The organism is Streptomyces yangpuensis, from assembly GCF_001005295.1.
Classification (GTDB): Bacteria; Actinomycetota; Actinomycetes; order Streptomycetales; family Streptomycetaceae; genus Streptomyces; species Streptomyces yangpuensis.
The window spans coordinates 287,229-306,586 of record NZ_LBMK01000003.1 but is presented as its reverse complement, the minus strand read 5'-3'; the positions used below and the strand labels follow the sequence as shown (position 1 = coordinate 306,586).

Sequence of the window (19,358 nt, the reverse complement as noted above, 5' to 3'; positions counted from 1 at the left end):
CTACTGCTTGACCTCGTACGCCTGCTTGTCCACGAGCTTGCCGTCCTTGAAGCAGAACCGGAAAACCAGGTCCGTGGTCAGGCTCTGGCCGGTCTGGTCGTTGGCCAGCAGCACCAGGCACTCCGAGCCCTCCGGCCGGGGCGGCCCCTTCCGGTCGGCTCCCGCGGTCAGGAAGCTCTCGCCGCCCGGCAGCCGGTCGCGGACCGTCGTCTCCGCCTCGCCGACGTGCACGGCGTCGTACTCGTCCCTGCCGATCATCGAGTCGACCGCCGTGTCCATCAGCATCACCGCCGCGGCGATCATCACGATCACCAGCACGACCACCGCCGCGAACGCGATCCCGCAGCCTACGGCGATGCCACCGGCACGGCTGGGCACCCGCACGGCCAGCTCCCGGTCCACCGCCGCCCAGTCCATCGGCTGCTGCTCGCCCCGCCGCCCCCGCGCCGGGGGCAGGGTGCCCTTCTGCGCCTGGGCCTGCTGCCCGAAGTCGTCTGCCACGTCCTGGGCGCCGGCCGGCTCCGCGCCGTACGGCAGCACGCCGGCCACCCGGAACCCGCCGCCCTCGGCGGGGCCCGCGTGCACCATGCCGCCGACCAGCCGGGCCCGCTCCCGCAGCCCCGTCAGACCCTGCCCGCCCGACACCACGTCCTCGTCCGGTCCGGCCGACGGCCCGTTGGCGATCTCCACCACCAGCGAGTCGTCCTCGTACCGCAGCTCCACCGTGATCGGCGCCCCGGGAGCGTGCTTGTAGGCGTTGGTCAGGGCCTCCTGCACGATCCGGTAGGCGGCGTGGTCGCAGGCCGCGACCAGCTGCCTCGGCCGTCCCGAAGTGGTCATCCGCACCTCGGTCCCGGCGGCCTGCGCCGCCTCCACGACCCCGGCGATCCCGGCCACGCCGCGCGCCGCGGGCTGTGCCTCCTCCACCGGCGGGGGCGCCTCCACGCCGTCGCGCAGGATGCCGACGACCTCGCGCAGTTCGTGCATGGCGGACACCGAGGCCTGCCGCAGCACGCCCACGGCCTCCCGCTGACGGTCGGTGAGTTCGGGATCCACCTCCAGCGCACCCGTGTGCACGGCGATCAACGCCAGCTGGTGGCCCAGGCTGTCGTGCATGTCCTGGGCGATGCGCTGCCGCTCGCGCAGCCGCGCCTGCCCGGCGACCATGGCCCGCTCGCGCAGCAGCTGCCCGTTGCGTTCGTGCAGGGCCGCCAGCAGGGTGCGGCGCTGGGACCAGTACCGGCTGGCCAGGCCCGGCATCACGGTGACGGCCAGGAACATCAGCGTGGAGAACACGATGATCAGCAGCGGTCGCATCTGCGACCACTGGTCCAGGACGCTGAAGGCGAGCGCCGCGACGAAGGCCAGGGTGAAGGCGCCCAGCGCCCGGCCCACGCCGACGATCCGCCGCCCGGCCGACCAGCCCAGCAGCGGCAGGACGAAGAACAGCCCCGGCAGGGCCGAACTCAGCGCCGAACCCGCCACGAGCGTCGCCGCCGGCAGCCGCCTGCGCAGCAGGGTCAGCGCCACCACGACCACGGCGCCCAGCAGCATCCGCTGCCCGGACCCCCGGTCGAGTTCCTCGACGCCCAGCCCGAGTATGGCCAGCACGGCGGCGAGCGCGAGGTCCCCCGCCAGCATCCGCCGCGTCCACGGCTCGGGCCCCCGCAGCCAGTCCCAGCCCGCACGTGTCTTCGCCATCACATCCACGCGCCCGACCCTAGACATCCGGCCACCGCCCCGGCCGCCCTCTTTCGTCTCACCCGCGACGACGAAAGTCTGATCCCGCATGAGAAGTTGGCCCCGCGCGCATCCGCGGCCGACTCCGCCGTGACCGACACCACACAGGAAACACCGGACACCGGACAGCGATCCACCGGCACCTCACGAATCCCGCGCACACCCCGTCACGGGCACAAAGCGAAACGGCCGCCACCGCTTTCGCAGTGACGACCGTCTCGTCGATGTGGGCGAGGGGGGATTTGAACCCCCACGTCCCGAAGGACACTGGCACCTGAAGCCAGCGCGTCTGCCGTTCCGCCACTCGCCCGAGCAGCGTCCCAGTGGTCTTCCCTTTCGGGCCGTTCCCCTGGCGACGTCGAAACATTAGCACGTAGAACGGGGTGGATTCACATCGCTTTCCCCGGGGGCATACGCCCCTGAGCGGACAGCCCCTCCCGCACTCCGCTCCGGGTGCGGGACACTGTTCCTCGGGCGCCCCTACGATCCCTTGTGAGGACCAACACTCGTCCCCACAGGTACGAAGGGGAACCACCCGAATCCGCCACGCGTGGATACGATCAGTAAGCAGTACAGGGCGACAACGACGGAGGAGGTGCCCCATGGGAGTTCTGAAGCGGTTCGAGCAGCGACTCGAAGGTCTGGTGAACGGCACCTTCGCCAAGGTGTTCAAGTCCGAGGTCCAGCCGGTGGAGATCGCCGGAGCCCTCCAGCGGGAGTGCGACAACAACGCCACCATCTGGAACCGCGAGCGGACCGTCGTCCCCAACGACTTCATCGTGGAGCTCAGCGCCGGCGACTACGACCGCCTGAGCCCCTACTCCGGGCAGCTCGGCGACGAGCTCGCGGGCCTCGTCCGCGACTACGCCAAGCAGCAGCGGTACAGCTTCATGGGCCCCATCAAGGTCCACCTGGAGAAGGCCGAGGACCTCGACACCGGGCTCTACCGGGTCCGCAGTCGCACCCTCGCCTCCAGCACCTCCCAGCCACAGGGGGCGCCGCCGTCCCCTGCGAGCGGCTACGGCTATCCGCCGGTCGCCGCACCTCCCATGCCCGCCGGCCCGCCCCCGGGCGGACCCGGCGCCCGCAGGCCCGCCCCGGGCGGTCCCGGCGCGGCGGCTCCGGGGGCCGGCTCCGGCGGCCCCCGGCGGCACTGGATCGAGATCAACGGCACCCGCCACCAGATCTCGCGCCCCACGCTCGTACTCGGCCGAAGCACCGAAGCCGACGTGCGGATCGACGACCCCGGCGTATCGCGCCGGCACTGTGAGATCCGGACCGGAACGCCCTCGACGATCCAGGATCTCGGGTCCACCAACGGCATCGTGGTGGACGGGCAGCACACCACCCGCGCTACGCTCCGCGACGGCTCGCGGATCGTCGTGGGCAGCACCACCATCATTTACCGGCAAGCCGAAGGGTGAAGCGGGGGCAATGTCAGAGCTGACCCTGACGGTCATGCGGTTGGGTTTCCTGGCCGTTCTGTGGCTGTTCGTCATCGTGGCCGTCCAGGTCATCCGCAGCGATCTCTTCGGCACGAGGGTGACCCAGCGCGGGTCCTCCCGCCGCGGCGGCGCCGGCGGCGCCCCGCAGCAGGGCGGCCGCCAGGCCGCGCCTCCGCAGCAGCGCCAGCGTCGCGGTGCGCCGACCAAGCTCGTCGTCTCCGAGGGCATCCTCACGGGCACCACCGTGGCCCTCGCCGGACAGACGATCACCCTGGGCCGCGCCCACGACTCCACGATCGTGCTGGACGACGACTACGCGTCCAGCCGCCATGCCAGGATCTACCCCGACCGTGACGGCCAGTGGATCGTCGAGGATCTCGGGTCCACCAACGGCACGTATCTCGACCGGACCCGGCTGACCACCCCGACGCCCATTCCGCCGGGCGCACCGATCCGCATCGGCAAGACCGTCATCGAGCTGCGGAAGTAGTACGAGAATGAGCGAGCGGAGCGAGCGCGCGGCGGTGATCCGTGCCAGCGAGGACACGGACACGAGCGCGCTCCCGACCGGAGGGTGGGCAGTGTGGCTCGAGACCGGTTGTACCCGGAGCAAGCTTCGTCGACAGGGCAGGTGCGCATGAGTCTGTCCCTGCGGTTCGCAGCCGGATCCCACAAAGGCATGATCCGCGAGGGGAACGAGGACTCCGGCTACGCCGGCCCCCGTCTCCTGGCGATCGCCGACGGCATGGGAGGCCAGGCCGCCGGCGAGGTCGCGAGCTCCGAGGTGATCTCCACCCTCGTGCAGCTCGACGACGACGTACCGGGCTCCGACATCCTCACCTCGCTGGCCACCGCCGTGCAGCGGGCCAACGACCAGCTGCGCGTCATGGTCGAGGAGGACCCCCAGCTCGAGGGCATGGGCACCACCCTCACCGCCCTGCTGTGGACCGGCCAGCGCCTCGGCCTCGTCCACGTCGGCGACTCCCGCGCCTACCTGCTCCGCGACGGCGTCCTCACCCAGATCACCCAGGACCACACCTGGGTGCAGCGCCTGGTCGACGAGGGCCGCATCACGGAGGAGGAGGCGACGACCCATCCGCAGCGCTCCCTCCTGATGCGCGCGCTGGGCAGCGGCGACATCGTCGAGCCCGACCTCTCCATCCGTGAGGTCCGCGCCGGCGACCGCTACCTGATCTGCTCCGACGGGCTCTCCGGCGTGGTCTCCCACCAGACGCTGGAGGAGACGCTCGCCGACTACCACGGCCCCCGCGAGACCGTGCAGTCCCTGATCCAGCTCGCCCTGCGCGGCGGCGGACCCGACAACATCACCTGCATCGTCGCCGACGTCCTCGACACCGACAGCGGCGACACCCTCGCCGCCCAGGTCAGCGACACCCCGGTGGTCGTCGGCGCGGTCGCCGAGACCCAGCACCAGCTCTTCGACAACAACAACGCCATGCAGACGCCGGCCGGCCGCGCCTCCGGGCTCGGCCGCCAGGCCCCGCCGCCCGCGGGCGCCTTCGGTCCCCCCGGCAGCGGCGACGCCCCCGGCTACGGGTACGGCGACCACGGCCAGGGCGGCGGCTACGGCTCCTTCGGCGAGGCCGACGGGTACGACTCCGACTCCGGCTACGACGACACGTACGACCACCCCCGCAGGCGCCGCAGCAAAGGGCGCAAGTGGACCACCCGCACCCTGACCCTGCTCGTCGTCGCCGGTGTCATCGGCGGCGGCCTCTACGCCGGCTGGCGCTGGACCCAGACCCAGTTCTACGTCGGTGTGAAGGGCGAGCACGTCGCGCTCTTCCGCGGCATCAGCCCGAAGCTCGGACCGCTGGAGCTCTCCAAGGTGGAGACCGACCGCCCGGACATCGAACTGAAGTACCTGCCGCCCTTCAAGCGGAAGCTGGTCGAGGCCACCATCAGCGAGGGCAGCCTCGACGGGGCCCGCAAGAAGCTGGACGACCTCGGCGTCCAGGTCTCCGCCTGCAAGAAGGACGAAGAGCGCAGAGGCGCCGAGGCGCAGAACAGCCAGACACCCGGCCCCAGCCTGACTCCCGAGGAGCAGCAGCTGGTCGGCCTGTGCGGAAAGTAGCCCGCGGGCACAGGGGGCCTGCCACACCATGAGCGTTGTCACCAACACGACCACCATCGGCGCCATCGAGCTGCCGAGCCGGCGGAACACCGAGCTCCTGCTGCTCGCCTTCGCCGTGGTCATCCCGATCTTCGCCTACGCCAACGTGGGTCTGGCGATCCACAACGAGCTGCCCCCCGGCATGTTCGCGTACGGGGCCGGCTTCGCCGTGCTCGCCGGCATAGCGCACTTCGTCGTGCGCCGGTACGCGAAGTACGCCGACCCGCTGCTGCTGCCGCTCGCCACCCTGCTGAACGGGCTCGGCGTCGTGCTGATCTGGCGCCTGGACCAGTCCGAGCGGCTGCAGAACCTCGCCAAGCGCAGCTTCGGGGCCTTCTCGCCCTCCGCGCCCAACCAGATGCTCTACACAGCGCTCGCCATCGCCCTGTTCGCGGCCGTGCTGCTGATCCTCAAGGACCACCGCGTCCTGCAGCGGTTCACCTACATCTCCATGGCCGGCGCACTGGTGCTGCTGATCCTGCCCGTCGTCCCGGGCCTGGGCGCCGACGTCTTCGGCGCCAAGATCTGGATCAGCGTCGGTGGTTTCTCCATCCAGCCCGGTGAGTTCGCGAAGATCGTCATCGCGATCTTCTTCGCCGGCTACCTGATGGTGAAGCGCGACGCGCTCGCGCTGGCCAGCCGCCGCTTCATGGGCCTCTACCTGCCGCGCGGCCGCGACCTCGGCCCCATCCTGATGATCTGGGCGATGAGCCTGCTGGTCCTGGTCTTCGAGAACGACCTCGGTACCTCGCTGCTCTTCTTCGGCATGTTCGTGATCATGCTGTACGTGGCCACCGAGCGCACCAGCTGGATCGTCATCGGTCTGCTGATGTCGGTCGGCGGCGCGGTCGTGGTGGCCTCCTTCGCCAGCCACGTCCAGGCCCGCGTCAACGCCTGGCTCGACCCCTTCGGCTGCTACACCACCTCGGGCGCCTGCGAGCAGGTCGGCCAGTCGATCATGAGCTTCGGTTCCGGCGGGGTCCTCGGCGCCGGATGGGGCCAGGGCAACTCCGACCTCATCGGCTTCGCCGCGAACTCCGACTTCATCTTCTCCACCGTCGGCGAAGAGCTCGGCCTCTCCGGCGTGATGGCCTTCCTGCTGATCTACGGGCTCATCATCGAGCGGGGCGTCCGCACCGCCCTCGCCGCCCGCGACCCCTTCGGCAAGCTCTTCGCCATCGGTCTCTCCGGCGCCTTCGCGCTTCAGATCTTCGTCGTCGCCGGCGGAGTCATGGGGCTCATCCCCCTCACCGGCATGACGATGCCCTTCCTCGCTTCCGGCGGTTCCTCCGTCCTCGCGAACTGGATCCTCATCGCCGTCCTCATCCGGATCAGCGACACCGCCCGCCGACCGGCACCGGCCCCGGCCCCGTCCCCCGACTCCGAGATGACCCAGGTGGTCCGCCCGTCATGAACAAGCCCCTGCGCCGCATCTCGCTGTTCTGCGGGCTGCTCGTCCTCGCGCTGCTGATCCGGACCAACTGGCTGCAGTACGTCCAGGCCGAGGAACTCAGCACGCGCAAGGAGAACCGACGGGTCCAGATCGCCCAGTACGCGACCGAGCGCGGCAACATCATCGTGCAGGGCCAGCCGATCACCGGTTCCACGGTCACCGACGGCAGCGACTACAAGTACAAGCGCACCTACACCGAAGGGGCGCTGTGGTCCCCGGTCACCGGGTACGCCTCGCAGGCCTTCGGCGCCACGCAGCTCGAATCGCTCGAGGACGGCATCCTCACCGGCAACGACGACCGGCTGTTCTTCGACCGCACCATCGGCATGTTCACCGGCGAGAAGAAGCAGGGCGGCAACGTCGTCACCACGCTCAACCGCGCCGCGCAGCAGGCCGCCTTCGAGAAGCTCGGCACGAAGAAGGGCGCGGTCGCCGCCATCGACCCGCGCACCGGCGCCATCCTCGCGCTGGTCTCCACCCCTTCCTACGACCCGTCCACCTTCGCCGGCAACTCCAAGGCCGACGAGAAGGCCTGGGTCGAGCTGAAGGACAGTGAGGACAAAAAGCTCGTCAACCGCGCCCTGCGCGAGACCTACCCGCCCGGCTCCACCTTCAAGGTGGTCACCGCCGCGGCGGCGCTGGAGCACGGCGTGGTCAAGGGGATCGACGACCCGACGGACACCCCCGAGCCGTACATCCTCCCCGGCACCAAGACCCAGCTGCCCAACTCCCACACCGGGTGCGAGAAGGCCAGCCTGAACGAGGCGCTGCGGATCTCCTGCAACTCCGTCTTCGCGAACCTCGGCGACAAGGTCACCCGCGACAAGATGGTGGAGACGGCCGAGAAGTTCGGCTTCAACAACGACAAGATCGACACCCCGGTCCGCGCCTTCGCCAGCGTCTACGACAAGAAGATGGGCCGGGACGGCAACGCCCAGAGCTCGATCGGGCAGTTCAACACCGCCGCCACCCCGCTGCAGATGGCCATGGTCACCGCGGCGATCGCCAACGACGGCAAGCTGATGAAGCCGTACATGGTCGACCACCTCACCGCGCCGAACCTGGACATCATCGAGAAGCACGAGCCGCAGGAGATGAGCCGGCCGCTGTCCGCGGACAACGCGCAGAAGGTCCAGCAGATGATGGTCAACGTCGTCGCGAAGGGCACCGGCGACAAGGCCCAGATCAAGAACGTGACGGTCGGCGGCAAGACCGGTACCGCCCAGCACGGCGAGGGCAACAAGAAGCGCCCGTACGCCTGGTTCATCTCCTACGCCGAGAACCCGGACGGCACCTCGCCCGTCGCCGTCGCCGTCGTGATCGAGGACAGCGAGGGAACCGCCCGTGACGACATCAGCGGTGGCGGTCTCGCCGCCCCGGTCGCCAAGGCGGTCATGGAAGCGGTGCTGAAGAGCCAGGGGTGACCGGGGGATCACGGGGCGCCCGACGTGACGCAGGTCACTGAATCCGCCCCCGATCCGAGCGTACGGTACCGGTCCTGTATCAGGCTGTGGCCACGATCCGATCACGGACGATCGGCCGGTAGCCTTTGCGCGAACAGCACACCGCCGGACCACACACAGGTGCGGTCGGGACTGACGGAGAGGGCTGCAACGTTATGGAAGAGCCGCGTCGCCTCGGCGGCCGGTACGAGCTGAGCCACGTGCTCGGCCGCGGTGGCATGGCCGAGGTCTACCTCGCCCACGACACCCGGCTCGGCCGTACCGTCGCCGTCAAGACCCTGCGCGCCGACCTCGCCCGCGACCCGTCCTTCCAGGCCCGGTTCCGGCGCGAGGCCCAGTCGGCCGCGTCGCTGAACCATCCGGCGATCGTCGCCGTCTACGACACCGGCGAGGACTACGTCGACAACATCTCCATCCCGTACATCGTGATGGAGTACGTCGACGGTTCGACCCTGCGCGAGCTGCTGCACTCGGGCCGCAAGCTGCTGCCCGAGCGCACGCTGGAGATGTGCATCGGCATCCTCCAGGCCCTGGAGTACTCGCACCGCGCCGGCATCGTGCACCGTGACATCAAGCCCGCCAACGTGATGCTGACCCGCACCGGCCAGGTCAAGGTCATGGACTTCGGCATCGCCCGCGCCATGGGCGACTCCGGCATGACCATGACGCAGACGGCCGCCGTCATCGGCACCGCCCAGTACCTCTCCCCGGAGCAGGCCAAGGGCGAGCAGGTCGACGCGCGCTCCGACCTCTACTCCGCGGGCTGCCTGCTTTACGAACTCCTCAGCGTGCGGCCCCCGTTCGTCGGCGACTCGCCGGTGGCCGTGGCCTACCAGCACGTGCGGGAGGAGCCGCAGCCCCCGTCGAACTTCGACCCCGAGATCACGCCCGAGATGGACGCCATCGTCCTCAAGGCACTGGTCAAGGACCCCGACTACCGCTACCAGTCGGCGGACGAGATGCGTGCCGACATCGAGGCCTGCCTCGACGGCCAGCCCGTCGCCGCCACCGCCGCCATGGGCGTGGCCGGCTACGGCTACCCGCACGACCAGGGCCACGGCTACGGCCCGCAGGGCTACGACCAGCCCACCACCGCCCTGCGCACCGCCGACTCCGGTGCCCAGACGTCGATGATGCCGCCCATGCCGCCGGGCGACGGCGGCTACGGCTACGGCGACCAGGGCCACGGCGGCTACGACCCGGGCTCGAACCGCCGCCAGAGCCAGAAGAAGAGCAAGGCGTCCACCGTGCTGCTCGTGGCGGCCGGCATCCTCGTGCTGGTCGGCGCGATCCTGATCGGCCGGGCCCTGTCCTCGAACACGGCCGACAACCGGCCCAGTGTGCCCAAGCTCGTCGGCCAGACCCTGGAGCAGGCGACGAAGAGCGCGGAGAACTCCAAGCTCAAGGTGGTCAAGGGCGCCGACGCACCCTGCGACGACCAGCCCAAGGGCAATGTCTGCAAGCAGGATCCGGAGGCGGGCACCAAGGTCGACGAGGGCTCGACGGTCACGATCACCGTCTCCTCGGGCGCCCCGAAGGTGTCCGTGGTCGACGTGCTCAACATGAAGTACGAAGAGGCCGAGAAGGCGCTGAAGGACAAGGGCTTCCAGGTCGACCGCAAGACGCAGGAGTCCGACCGCACCCCGGGGACGGTCCTGGACCAGAACCCGAAGGCCGGTTCCGAGGCCGAGAAGAACAGCGTGATCACGCTGACGGTCGCCAAGGAGCAGTCCAAGTCCGAGGTCCCCGAGCTGAAGGGCAAGACCAAGGACGAGGCGGAGAAGGCCCTCAAGGCCGTCAACCTCCGGCTCGGCAGCGTCACGGAGTCCGACCAGCAGCCCGGAGCCGTTCCGGGCACGGTGATCAGCCAGCAGATCGCGGCGGGCCAGCAGATCGAGCAGGGCAAGACGGTGAACATCACCGTCGCCAAGGCCGCGCAGGCGACGGTCGTCCCGAACTTCGCCGGCCGGACCCTGGGCCAGTACAAGAACGACCTCCAGCGGGCCAACCTGCGGGTTGGCATCGTCACCGGTCCCTCGGACGACAACGCGATCGTCATGGGCACCGACCCGCAGCCCGGCACTCCGGGCGCCTCGGGACAGGCCGTGAACGTGTTCACGATGGCCGGTCAGCAGGGCGGCAACAACGGCGGCAGCATCTTCGACGGCCTGACCGGCGGCGGAGGCCGCCGCTGACACCGGCACGACGCGCGCGAAAAGGGTCCGGCCTTCCTCTCGGCGGAGAGGAAGGCCGGACCCTTTTCGTACACGGCCGTACGAGGGCGCCCACAGGCGCTCTTCTGCGGCCCTTTGGCGGTACGGCCGGGACCGGTGGGCCACCTGGGACCAGCAGCGGCTCCCAGGGCCACTCAGGGCCGCCTCAGCGCAGTTCCGCCGGCAGGGTGCGCTTCGCGTCCACCTTCTCCGTGCGGACCAGCTCGCCCCACACGATGTAGCGGTACTTCGACGTGTAGACCGGCGTGCAGGTGGTGAGCGTGATGTACCGGCCCGGAGCGGTCCTGCCGGACTCCCTGGGGACCGGGTTGATCACGTCGGTGTTGTACTTCGAGGTCTGGCGCAGCTCCGCGAAGACCTTGTAGACGTACCAGGTGTCCCGGGTCTCGAAGACGATCGCGTCGCCGTTCTTCATCTTGTCGATGTTGTGGAACTTCGCCCCGTGCCCGTCCCGGTGCGCGGCGAGCGAGAAGTTGCCCTTCTCCTCCCAGGGCAGCGCCGACTTCACGGGCTCGGTGTAGTAGCCGGCCACACCGTCGTCCAGGATGTCGGGCGCCGTGCCCGCCTTGACGAGCACCTCGCCGTTCTTCATCGCCGGTACGTGCAGGAAGCCGACCCCACCCCTGGTGTCGAGCGCCCCCGGCCCGGCCTGCTCGGGGGCCGGGGCCTGCCACTGCCGCCGGATCTCGTCGCCCCGCGCGGCGGCGTGCCGGTCGGCGAGGACGTTGGTCCACCACAGCGAGTACGCCACGAACAGGCCCAGCACCAGGCCCACCGTGATCAGGACCTCTCCCAGCAGGCTCAGGAACCCGGCGAGCACACTGCGGCTGCCGGCGGGCGGGGCCGCGGCGCGGCGGCTGGCACGAGACACGCTTGATTCGTCCTTAGCTGGTCAGCGCGGGCGGCGGGCCCTGGCTGCGGGGGCGTTCCTCGGTCATCCTGCCCCATACGATCATCCGGTAGGTGCTGGTGAACTCCGGGGTGCAGGTGGTCAGCGTGATGTACCGGCCCGCGGAAGTGAATCCCGATCCCTCCGGCACGGGTTTGATCACCCCGATGTTCGTCGGCGGTGTCTGCGCCAGCGCCGATGTCATCTCGTACGTGTAGTACGCGTCCCGGGTCTCGACCACGACGGGATCCCCGGGCACCAGCCGGTTGATGTAGCGGAACGGCTCCCCGTGGGTGTTGCGGTGTCCGGCCACCGCGAAGTTGCCCTGCTTGTCGGCGGGCATCGCGGTCTTCAGCGCGCCCTCGCCGTAGTGCCCGACCATGCCCTTGTCCAGCACCTTGGGCTTGCTGATGCCCTCGGCGACCGGGACCTTCACGTCCAGCTTGGGGATGTGGAGGATCGCGAAGCCCTGGCCCGGTTCGAAGGCCGTCACGGGCGGTGCGGCCGCCGCGCCGTCCGGCTGCCGCTCCCAGGTCTGCCGCAGCGAGCCGGCGGCGCCGTTCGCCGTCCGCTCGGCCACCAGGTTCGTGTACCAGAGCTGGTAGGCGACGAACAGCAGCATCACCAGGCCCACCGTGATGAAGAGCTCCCCGCCCAGCCGGCTCGCGATGATCACCGGGCCGCCCGACGCCGGCCGCTTGCGCCGCCGCCCGCCCCTCCTCCGGGAGTTCCTGGCGGCCCGTTTCGCGGCCTCCTGAGCTGCCCTGCGTCGCGCGGCCCGGCCCTCCGTGGGCGCGGACGGCGCGACCGTCGTCACGCGACGGCCTTGCCCACCACCGGGGCCAGCCCCACCGAGCGTTCCACCGCGCCGGCGTCACCGCAGCGCACCAGCCAGTTCGCGAGCATCCGGTGGCCCCATTCGGTCAGCACCGACTCGGGGTGGAACTGCACGCCCTCGACGTCGTGCTCCCGGTGGCGCAGGCCCATGATGATCCCGTCCTCGGTCCGGGCCGTGACCTCCAGGACGTCGGGCAGGGTGGCGGGCTCGGCCGCGAGGGAGTGGTACCGCGTCGCGGTGAACGGCGAGGGCAGCCCCTCGAACACGCCCAGGCCCTCGTGCACCACGGGCGAGGTCTTGCCGTGGAGCAGCTCGGGGGCCCGGCCCACGACGCCCCCGTAGGCGACCGCCATGGACTGCATGCCGAGGCACACGCCGAAGACGGGAACGCCGGTGCCGGCGCAGTGCCGGACCATGTCCACGCAGACGCCGGCCTCCTCGGGCGTGCCCGGCCCGGGGGAGAGCAGTACGCCGTCGAAACCGTCCTGCGCGTGCGCCAGGGCGACCTCGTCGTTGCGCAGCACCTCGCACTCGGCTCCGAGCTGGTAGAGGTACTGGACCAGGTTGAAGACGAAGCTGTCGTAGTTGTCGACCACCAGAATGCGTGCGCTCACGGAGTGGCTCCCGATCCCTCGTCCACCGTCACATCGTTGAACGGAAGGAGCGGCTCGGCCCACGGGAAGACGTACTGGAACAGCACGAAGACCACGGCGAGGACCAGTACGAGGGAGATCAGCGCGCGTACCCACGCGTTGCCCGGCAGATGCCGCCAGATCCAGCCGTACATGCCGCCTGATTCCTTTTCGTCCACATTCGTTCAACGCACCGCGGGGGCGGTACGCGAACAGACTAAAGGCAGCGGCCCGGCAGGGAGGGTCACCTGGACGAACCCTCCGGTCCGCCCTCCGCGGCGGGGCGCGTCCCGGTCAGTTCCGCCCAGACCACCAGCCGGTGGCTGTGTCCCCATTCCGGGTCGCAGGTGGTCAGCGTCAGGTACCGGCCCGGTGCCGTGAACGGGGACTTCGGCGGGACCGGCTCGACCACGGCCACATCGGTGGGCAGGGTGCGCAGGGGCCCGCCCCGGATCGTGTACGTGTACCGGGTGCCCGCGTCCTTGAGGATCACCTGGTCCCCCGGGCGCAGCCGGGGAAAGTCCTTGAAAGGGTCACCGTAGGTGCGGCGGTGGCCGGCCACGGAGAAGTTCCCGACGGCGCCGAGGCGGGCGGTGGCGGGGTAGTGGCCCAGGCCCTTCTTGAGCAGCTCCGGATCCGTGCCCTCCAGGACGGGCCGGACCCAGTCCGGGCCGAAACGCGGGATGTACATCTCGGCGAAGGCCCGGCCCGCGGGGTAGCGCGGTTCCGCGGGGGCGGGTGCGGGGGCGGGGGCGGGGGCCGCGGCCGGGGCGGCCGGGGCCGTCGGCGGCGCCGCGGCGGCCCAGCTGTCGCGCAGCCGGGCCATCTCGCCGTCCGCGGCCCGGTCCGCCTTGACCCCGGTCCACACCAGGACGTAGACGACGAAGAGCACGATCAGCGTGCCCGCCGTCAGGCACACCTCGCTGAACGTCCGTACCGCCAGGCGCAGCAGGACGTCGGGACGGACCCGGTCACGGGGTGGTGCCCACCGGCTTCGCATAGTGGAGGTCCACTGTGCCGGAGTAGGGGGGAAGTGTCAGCGCCTTGTGCTCGTCCACTTTCCAGCCCAGGCCGTAGGCGTTCACGTACGCCTGGTAGTTCTGCAGCGCCGGGGAGGCGGCGAGGGCCTTCTTGAGCGCCGCCGGGTCGCCGACCGCCGAGATCTTGTACGGGGGCGAGTAGACGCGGCCCTGGAGAATCAGGGTGTTGCCCACACAGCGCACCGCGCTGGTGGAGATGAGCCGCTGGTCCATGACCTGGATACCCTCGGCGCCGCCCTGCCACAGGGCGTTCACCACGGCCTGGAGGTCCTGCTGGTGGATCACCAGGTCGTTGGGCTGCGGCTCGGGCACGTTGGGGATGCGGGCGGTGGCGTTCGGCGGGGCGTCGTTGAGGGTGACCGTCAGGCCCTTGCCGGAGAGTTCCTCGGTGCCCGAGGCGGCGCGCAGGGCGGCCAGCTTCGCGTCCTCGGCCCTGGTGCTGCCGTCGTCGCGGTCGGCGAGGGCGTCCACGCGGGCGCGGGCCGCTCCGGTGCTCTCCTCCAGCTCCGCGTTGTCCTGGCTGCGTTCCTTGATCAGGTCCGACAGCTTCAGGAGCGAAGCGTCCGTGCGGATGTTCGTACCCTTGGATGTGTTGAAACTGGTGACGAAGAGCAGCCCGGCCAGGGCGAAGACGGCCGCCGTCAGCAACCGGACCGGCCTGGCCCGGCGACGGGGACCCGTGGAGGAGTCGTCTGAATTGCTCAACGTACCCTTCTCCTTCAACGCCACAGGTCCACTACGCTAACGGACGCCCGGGGCAGGCAAGGTCCCCAGCGCATCGACAGGAGAGCCCCTCGTGCCGAAGTCACGTATCCGCAAGAAGGACGACTACACCCCGCCGCCCTCGCGGCAGCCGCAGAACATCCGGCTGACGAACCGCAGCTGGGTCGCCCCGGTGATGCTGGCGTTCTTCCTGATCGGTCTCGCGTGGATCGTCGTGTTCTACGTGACCGAGACCCAGCTGCCGGTCGAGGCCCTCGGCAACTGGAACATCGTGGTCGGTTTCGGCTTCATCGCGGCGGGATTCGGCGTTTCCACGCAGTGGAAGTAGCACCCGGCAGTCCCTGACGGAAGCTCTCCCCATGAGTTATCCACAGCGTCATCCACACCTGAGGAAAAGACAGAAGATCTGTGGATAACTCTGTGGAGAGTTGACGCCGGTGTGATCAGGTGAGTTCCGCCGTACGGAGCACGATCAGCGCCGCTGCCAGCAGGAACACCACCGCACAGGTGCCCCACTGGACGAACGCACGACTGCGGGCGCCGGTCGGCGCGAGCATGCCCAGGCCCACCAGCGCACCCGTGATCAGACCGCCCACGTGGGCCTGCCAGGACACCCGCATGACGCCGCCGAGCGGCACGAAGGTCAGCACCAGCATCAGCACGACCATGATGATCACCGGGCGCATCTCGTACCTCAGCCGACGGGCCAGCACCACGGTCGCGCCGAGCAGGCCGAAGATCGCCCCGGACGCGCCGACGGTCCGGACGCCCGGATCGGCCAGGAGATAGACGAAAGCGCTCGCGCCGAGGCCCGACAGCAGGTAGACGGCGAGGTACCGGGTCCGGCCGAGGGCCGCCTCCAGCGGGCCGCCGATGACCCACAGCGCGATCATGTTGCTGATGATGTGCCACCACTCGGTGTGCAGGAACACCGAGGTCAGCAGCCGGTGGTACTCGCCCCCCGCGACGCCGTGGACGGGGCCGCCGAGGTATTCGAGGTAGCCGCCGACCAGCTGCAGCTGCACCACCAGCGCCGGGGCCAGCAGGCAGAGGAAGAACACGGCCACATTGATCCCGATGAGGATCTTGGTGACCAGCTGGGGGTCCTCGGCGACCACACCGCCCGCGATGGTGCGCGGCGCGTGGGCGGCGGGCCGGCGCCCGGTCCCGGAGCCCTCACGGACGCACTCGGGGCACTGGAACCCCACCGCTGCGCTGATCATGCAATCGGGGCAGATCGGGCGTTCGCAGCGCGTGCAGCTGATCCCCGTGTCGCGGTCCGGGTGGCGGTAGCAGCCCGGCAGACGGTCGGTGTCCATCGGTCCCCTCGGTCGGCGGCGGGGCGAGCGGTGTGCACCCCGCCGGTCCGGTACGTATGCAGTACGGACGGGCGGGGCGGAAAGGTTCCCGGGAGCGCGGTCGGCGCGGTGGCGTGATGAGAGGGAGGCGCGGTGACGCGGGCCGGGCCGTCAGCGCTTCTCGACGACGACGGACTTGATGATCACGTCGTCCAGCGGCCGCTCGGTGCGCGGGTTGGTGGCACCGGAGGCGATCGCGTCCACGACCTTCCGGCTCGCCGGGTCGGTGACCTCGCCGAAGATGGTGTGCTTGCGCGTCAGCCACGCGGTCGGGGCGACGGTGATGAAGAACTGCGAGCCGTTGGTGCCCGGGCCGGCGTTGGCCATCGCGAGCAGGTAGGGCTTGGTGAACGCCAGGTCGGGGTGGAACTCGTCCGCGAACGCGTAGCCGGGACCGCCCGTGCCGTTGCCGAGCGGGTCACCGCCCTGGATCATGAAGCCGCTGATGACACGGTGGAAGACGGTGCCGTCGTACAGCGGGTCCGTGGTCTTCTGGCCGTCGGTGGGACGCGTCCACTCGCGGGCGCCCGTGGCGAGCTCGACGAAGTTCCGGACGGTCTTCGGAGCGAAGTTCTCCAGGAGCTCGATCTCGATGTCGCCGTGCGTGGTCTTCAGGGTGGCGTAGAGCTTCTCGGCCACGGATCTGCCTTCCATAGTCATCACTGTCGGTCCAGATGGTCGCACGGAGCGCTCCGCGGCACTGAAATCCTCCACTCGTATGCCCTGTCACGCATGCCTGTCGGCGTTATGACAGGCATGATCCGACAAAGGGTGGAAAGGTGAACTGTGTCCGCCACCGAGGAGGAGGAACCCGTGACCGGCAAGGACAGCGCGCGCCTGGCAGCCGAGAGCGCCAGGGACAGCGTGCGGTACGCGGCTGAAATGGTGGCGCCGTACGCGGAATCCGCCAGGGACGCTGCGGTGCACTACGCGCACGAGGCCAACGAACGGCTGACGCCGATGGTGTCCCAGGCGGCCACCGGGGCCGCGCGGCAGGCCCGGATGACCTACGACTGCCATCTGCAGCCGCGGCTGAAGGCGGCGCGGGCGCACGTACCGCCACCCGTGGACCGGGCGGCGACGCGCGCGGTGCACCAGACCCGCCTGGCGGCCCGTCAGGCCGCCGACTACACCCAGCCGAAGATCGAGAGCGCCCTCGCGGCCGCCACGCCCGTCGCCGAGGAGGCCGCGTCGCGGTCGACGGCGGCCCTGGCGGCGCTGCGCGGCCAGGTGACCGCCAAGGAAGTGCAGAAGCTCGTGCGCAAGCACGAGCGGGCGCGCCGCCGCGGCAAGGTGCTGCGCGGTGCCGCGGTGGTCGGTCTGCTCGCGGCCGGCGCGTATCTGGCCTGGCGGTGGTGGGACCAGCAGTCGAACCCGGACTGGCTGGTCGAGCCGCCGGCGGCGACCGAGCTGTCCGACCGCGACGCCGCGCCGGCCAGCTTCGACGACGAGCTGGCGGAGAAGGAGCGCGAGGCGGGCTCCGGACCGGAACCGGAACCGGGCCCGGGCCACTAGGCACCAGGCACCTCGCACCAGGACGTTCCGGCATCGTGGATGGGCCCGGACCCCTCGGGGGTCCGGGCCCATCCACGTCGGTGTGCCGGCGGAGCCGGGCGGTCAGGCGGGGAGCGTCAGGACCGCGCCCGGCGGCACGAGGTCGGGGTTGGCGCCGATGACGCCTCTGTTCATGGCGTAGAGCTCGCGCCAGCGTGCCTCGTTGCCGAGCTCACGGCCGGCGATCGCGGCGAGCGTGTCGCCCTGCTGGACGGTGTAGGTGCGCTTCTGGGCGGCGGGCCCCGGCTTGGCCACCGGGGCCGCGGGCACCGCCTTGTGCGCGGCCGAGTGGGGTGTGGGTGTGTGCGCCGCCCCTGGCGGGGTGGAGGGCGGCGCGGGCTTCGGCATCGCGGCGGGCCTGGGCGGTGCGGGCACCGCCTTGTGCGCCGCCGAGCCGGGGGTCGGGGTCGCGGGGGCGGGCCCCGGCCTGGGCGGCGCGGCGGCCGCCATGCGCTCGGCGGCGGCCCTCGTCGCCGAGGCGGCGTCGGCCGCGGCGCTCCTGGAGCGGCCCGCCCCCTCGTCCGCCTGCTGCTGCGCCTGCTCCTTGGCCCTGCCGGCGCTCTCGTGCGCCTTCTTCTTGTCGGACTTCAGGAAGTCGAAGAGTCCCATGTCTGTACGCCTCCGGCGTGCGGGTTCCCCCCTGGTGTCGATGCCCTTCTCCCCACTGTCCGCCACCGGGCGGCGGGCGGCCCAGCGACGGGCCCGTCCGGGGGACGCACGGCCCGCGGGAACGGTCCGGGAAGGGACGGGAAGGGACGGGAAGACACGGCGCCGGCTCGTTCCACCGGCGCTGCCCGACTGCCCGGAAGACGTGCCGGACCCGGACAGCCAACTCCGTTCAGGGCGGGGCCGGAAGGCCGCCCGGCGGCGGGGTCCGCCGCGAACGGACCGCGGCACGGGGGGAGCTGCACCGGGGGAGCTGCACCGCAGGCCCCGCGCCCGGTGCCGCCGGGGGCATCCCGGGGAGGAACGGCCGGGCAGACCTTCGCCGTCCGAGGGCATGAAAAATGCCCCCTGAGCCGCGTTTTCGCAGATCAGAGGGCATTTGGATGTGGAGCCTAGGAGATTCGAACTCCTGACATCTGCCTTGCAAAGGCAGCGCTCTACCAACTGAGCTAAGGCCCCAGGGAACTGGACGCACCGGTCCCGCGTGAGGGATGTGGTCGTTCCGCAGAACAGAGTACCGGGTCTACCCCCTCATCTCGCAAAATGATAGGGACTCCCGCCCTGCGACCACTCTCCGTAAGATGCTCGCGAGGTTCGCACCAGCGAAGGGGAGTAGTAAGAGTGGACGCAGTGCAGCAAGAGGCCACGGCCAGAGCCAGAGAACTCCAGCGAAGCTGGTACGGAGAGCCGCTGGGGGCGCTCTTCCGCAGGCTCATAGACGACCTCGGCCTGAACCAGGCCCGTCTCGCTGCAGTACTCGGACTGTCGGCGCCCATGCTGTCCCAGCTGATGAGCGGCCAGCGCGCCAAGATCGGAAATCCTGCCGTGGTCCAGCGCGTCCAGGCCCTCCAGGACCTCGCCGGACAGGTGGCCGACGGCAGCGTCAGCGCGGCGGAGGCGACCGACCGGATGGACGAGATCAAGAAGACCCAGGGGGGATCCGTCCTCAGCAGCAGCGGCCAGACCACCACCGGTTCCGGCGCACCCACCGTCAAGCGCGTGGTCCGCGAGATCCAGTCGCTGCTGCGCTCGGTCTCCGCGGCCGGCGACATCATCGACGCGGCGAACAGCCTCGCCCCCAGCCACCCGGAACTGGCAGAGTTCCTCCGGGTGTACGGAGCGGGCCGCACCTCGGACGCGGTCGCCCACTACGAGGCGCACCAGAACTGACAAGCACGACGACGGACAA

18 protein-coding genes, 2 tRNA genes and 1 pseudogene are annotated in these 19,358 nt (G+C 70.4%); 9 read left to right on the top strand and 12 right to left on the bottom strand.

Annotated elements, in window-relative coordinates:
- Both AAT21_RS16665 and AAT21_RS16660 read right to left on the bottom strand, forming a co-directional pair.
- Nucleotides 1-1,701, bottom strand: a complete 1,701-nt coding sequence (locus tag AAT21_RS16665) for a sensor histidine kinase (protein WP_046777665.1) — start codon at nt 1,699-1,701, stop codon at nt 1-3.
- 266 nt (nt 1,702-1,967) lie between these two features.
- Nucleotides 1,968-2,050: transfer RNA gene (locus tag AAT21_RS16660), tRNA-Leu, on the bottom strand.
- Nucleotides 2,051-2,342: 292 nt separating this feature from the next.
- Between AAT21_RS16660 and AAT21_RS16655 the strand changes: the two genes are divergently transcribed.
- From AAT21_RS16655 to pknB, 6 genes are all read left to right on the top strand, one after another.
- Nucleotides 2,343-3,164, top strand: a complete 822-nt coding sequence (locus AAT21_RS16655; RefSeq protein WP_030956730.1) for an FhaA domain-containing protein — start codon at nt 2,343-2,345, stop codon at nt 3,162-3,164.
- A gap of 10 nt (nt 3,165-3,174) precedes the next feature.
- A complete protein-coding gene (locus AAT21_RS16650; RefSeq protein WP_030647603.1) occupies nt 3,175-3,675 on the top strand; it encodes an FHA domain-containing protein FhaB/FipA in 501 nt (166 codons plus the stop codon).
- Between the two features lie 93 nt (nt 3,676-3,768).
- Entirely contained in the window at nt 3,769-5,280 is a 1,512-nt protein-coding gene (locus AAT21_RS16645; RefSeq protein WP_079025754.1) for a PP2C family protein-serine/threonine phosphatase, read from the top strand.
- Nucleotides 5,281-5,308: 28 nt separating this feature from the next.
- Nucleotides 5,309-6,733 (top strand): FtsW/RodA/SpoVE family cell cycle protein, encoded by a 1,425-nt coding sequence (locus tag AAT21_RS16640; protein WP_046777664.1) that lies wholly within the window; start codon nt 5,309-5,311, stop codon nt 6,731-6,733.
- Complete coding sequence (locus tag AAT21_RS16635) at nt 6,730-8,196, top strand: peptidoglycan D,D-transpeptidase FtsI family protein (RefSeq protein WP_046777663.1); 1,467 nt, start codon at nt 6,730-6,732, stop codon at nt 8,194-8,196. Before AAT21_RS16640 ends, AAT21_RS16635 begins: the two co-directional genes overlap by 4 nt.
- A 194-nt stretch (nt 8,197-8,390) precedes the next feature.
- Nucleotides 8,391-10,430, top strand: a complete 2,040-nt coding sequence (gene pknB, locus AAT21_RS16630; RefSeq protein ID WP_046777662.1) for a Stk1 family PASTA domain-containing Ser/Thr kinase — start codon at nt 8,391-8,393, stop codon at nt 10,428-10,430.
- A 184-nt stretch (nt 10,431-10,614) separates the two neighbouring features.
- Here the strand turns inward: pknB and AAT21_RS16625 are convergent, their stop codons facing one another.
- From AAT21_RS16625 to AAT21_RS16600, 6 genes and pseudogenes are all read right to left on the bottom strand, one after another.
- Entirely contained in the window at nt 10,615-11,340 is a 726-nt protein-coding gene (locus AAT21_RS16625) for a class E sortase (RefSeq protein ID WP_046777661.1), read from the bottom strand.
- Between the two features lie 13 nt (nt 11,341-11,353).
- Nucleotides 11,354-12,205: pseudogene (locus AAT21_RS16620) on the bottom strand (class E sortase); the annotation flags it as partial.
- Nucleotides 12,172-12,810, bottom strand: a complete 639-nt coding sequence (locus AAT21_RS16615) for an aminodeoxychorismate/anthranilate synthase component II (protein ID WP_046777660.1) — start codon at nt 12,808-12,810, stop codon at nt 12,172-12,174. The gene AAT21_RS16615 and the pseudogene AAT21_RS16620, both read right to left, overlap by 34 nt.
- Nucleotides 12,807-12,983: a hypothetical protein gene (locus tag AAT21_RS38070; RefSeq protein ID WP_030011120.1), complete on the bottom strand. Its 177-nt coding sequence runs from the start codon at nt 12,981-12,983 to the stop codon at nt 12,807-12,809. The genes AAT21_RS16615 and AAT21_RS38070 overlap by 4 nt, the downstream gene beginning before the upstream one ends.
- 89 nt (nt 12,984-13,072) lie before the next feature.
- Nucleotides 13,073-13,828 carry a class E sortase gene (locus tag AAT21_RS16605; RefSeq protein ID WP_079025752.1) on the bottom strand — a complete coding sequence of 252 codons (756 nt, stop codon included), beginning with the start codon at nt 13,826-13,828 and terminating at the stop codon, nt 13,073-13,075.
- Entirely contained in the window at nt 13,800-14,573 is a 774-nt protein-coding gene (locus AAT21_RS16600; RefSeq protein WP_046777659.1) for a DUF881 domain-containing protein, read from the bottom strand. Before AAT21_RS16600 ends, AAT21_RS16605 begins: the two co-directional genes overlap by 29 nt.
- 91 nt (nt 14,574-14,664) lie before the next feature.
- On the opposite strand from AAT21_RS16600, the gene crgA reads away from it, so the two are divergent.
- Entirely contained in the window at nt 14,665-14,919 is a 255-nt protein-coding gene (gene crgA, locus AAT21_RS16595) for a cell division protein CrgA (RefSeq protein ID WP_046777658.1), read from the top strand.
- Nucleotides 14,920-15,034: 115 nt separating this feature from the next.
- On the opposite strand, the gene AAT21_RS16590 is transcribed toward crgA, so the two are convergent.
- On the bottom strand, nt 15,035-15,910 hold the full coding sequence (locus tag AAT21_RS16590; protein ID WP_046777657.1) for a rhomboid family intramembrane serine protease: 876 nt from the start codon (nt 15,908-15,910) through the stop codon (nt 15,035-15,037).
- Nucleotides 15,911-16,060: 150 nt separating this feature from the next.
- On the bottom strand, nt 16,061-16,588 hold the full coding sequence (locus tag AAT21_RS16585; protein WP_030956755.1) for a peptidylprolyl isomerase: 528 nt from the start codon (nt 16,586-16,588) through the stop codon (nt 16,061-16,063).
- 147 nt (nt 16,589-16,735) lie between these two features.
- On the opposite strand from AAT21_RS16585, the gene AAT21_RS16580 reads away from it, so the two are divergent.
- Nucleotides 16,736-17,464 (top strand): DUF5324 family protein, encoded by a 729-nt coding sequence (locus tag AAT21_RS16580; protein WP_412180322.1) that lies wholly within the window; start codon nt 16,736-16,738, stop codon nt 17,462-17,464.
- Between the two features lie 102 nt (nt 17,465-17,566).
- On the opposite strand, the gene AAT21_RS34510 is transcribed toward AAT21_RS16580, so the two are convergent.
- Both AAT21_RS34510 and AAT21_RS16570 read right to left on the bottom strand, forming a co-directional pair.
- Nucleotides 17,567-18,112 carry a LysM peptidoglycan-binding domain-containing protein gene (locus AAT21_RS34510; RefSeq protein ID WP_052757838.1) on the bottom strand — a complete coding sequence of 182 codons (546 nt, stop codon included), beginning with the start codon at nt 18,110-18,112 and terminating at the stop codon, nt 17,567-17,569.
- 443 nt (nt 18,113-18,555) lie between these two features.
- Nucleotides 18,556-18,628, bottom strand: a tRNA-Ala gene (locus tag AAT21_RS16570).
- Nucleotides 18,629-18,790: 162 nt separating this feature from the next.
- Between AAT21_RS16570 and AAT21_RS16565 the strand changes: the two genes are divergently transcribed.
- On the top strand, nt 18,791-19,339 hold the full coding sequence (locus tag AAT21_RS16565) for a helix-turn-helix domain-containing protein (RefSeq protein ID WP_046777656.1): 549 nt from the start codon (nt 18,791-18,793) through the stop codon (nt 19,337-19,339).
- The last annotated feature ends 19 nt before the right edge of the window (nt 19,340-19,358 follow it).

Bases quoted from the DNA above. Each gene is read 5' to 3' on its own strand.
- AAT21_RS16665 (WP_046777665.1), bottom strand. From the start codon at position 1,701: ATGGCGAAGACACGTGCGGGCTGGGACTGGCTGCGGGGGCCCGAGCCG.
- AAT21_RS16655 (WP_030956730.1), top strand. From the start codon at position 2,343: ATGGGAGTTCTGAAGCGGTTCGAGCAGCGACTCGAAGGTCTGGTGAAC.
- AAT21_RS16650 (WP_030647603.1), top strand. From the start codon at position 3,175: ATGTCAGAGCTGACCCTGACGGTCATGCGGTTGGGTTTCCTGGCCGTT.
- AAT21_RS16640 (WP_046777664.1), top strand. From the start codon at position 5,309: ATGAGCGTTGTCACCAACACGACCACCATCGGCGCCATCGAGCTGCCG.
- AAT21_RS16635 (WP_046777663.1), top strand. From the start codon at position 6,730: ATGAACAAGCCCCTGCGCCGCATCTCGCTGTTCTGCGGGCTGCTCGTC.
- pknB (WP_046777662.1), top strand. From the start codon at position 8,391: ATGGAAGAGCCGCGTCGCCTCGGCGGCCGGTACGAGCTGAGCCACGTG.
- AAT21_RS38070 (WP_030011120.1), bottom strand. From the start codon at position 12,983: ATGTACGGCTGGATCTGGCGGCATCTGCCGGGCAACGCGTGGGTACGC.
- AAT21_RS16605 (WP_079025752.1), bottom strand. From the start codon at position 13,828: ATGCGAAGCCGGTGGGCACCACCCCGTGACCGGGTCCGTCCCGACGTC.
- AAT21_RS16590 (WP_046777657.1), bottom strand. From the start codon at position 15,910: ATGGACACCGACCGTCTGCCGGGCTGCTACCGCCACCCGGACCGCGAC.
- AAT21_RS34510 (WP_052757838.1), bottom strand. From the start codon at position 18,112: ATGGGACTCTTCGACTTCCTGAAGTCCGACAAGAAGAAGGCGCACGAG.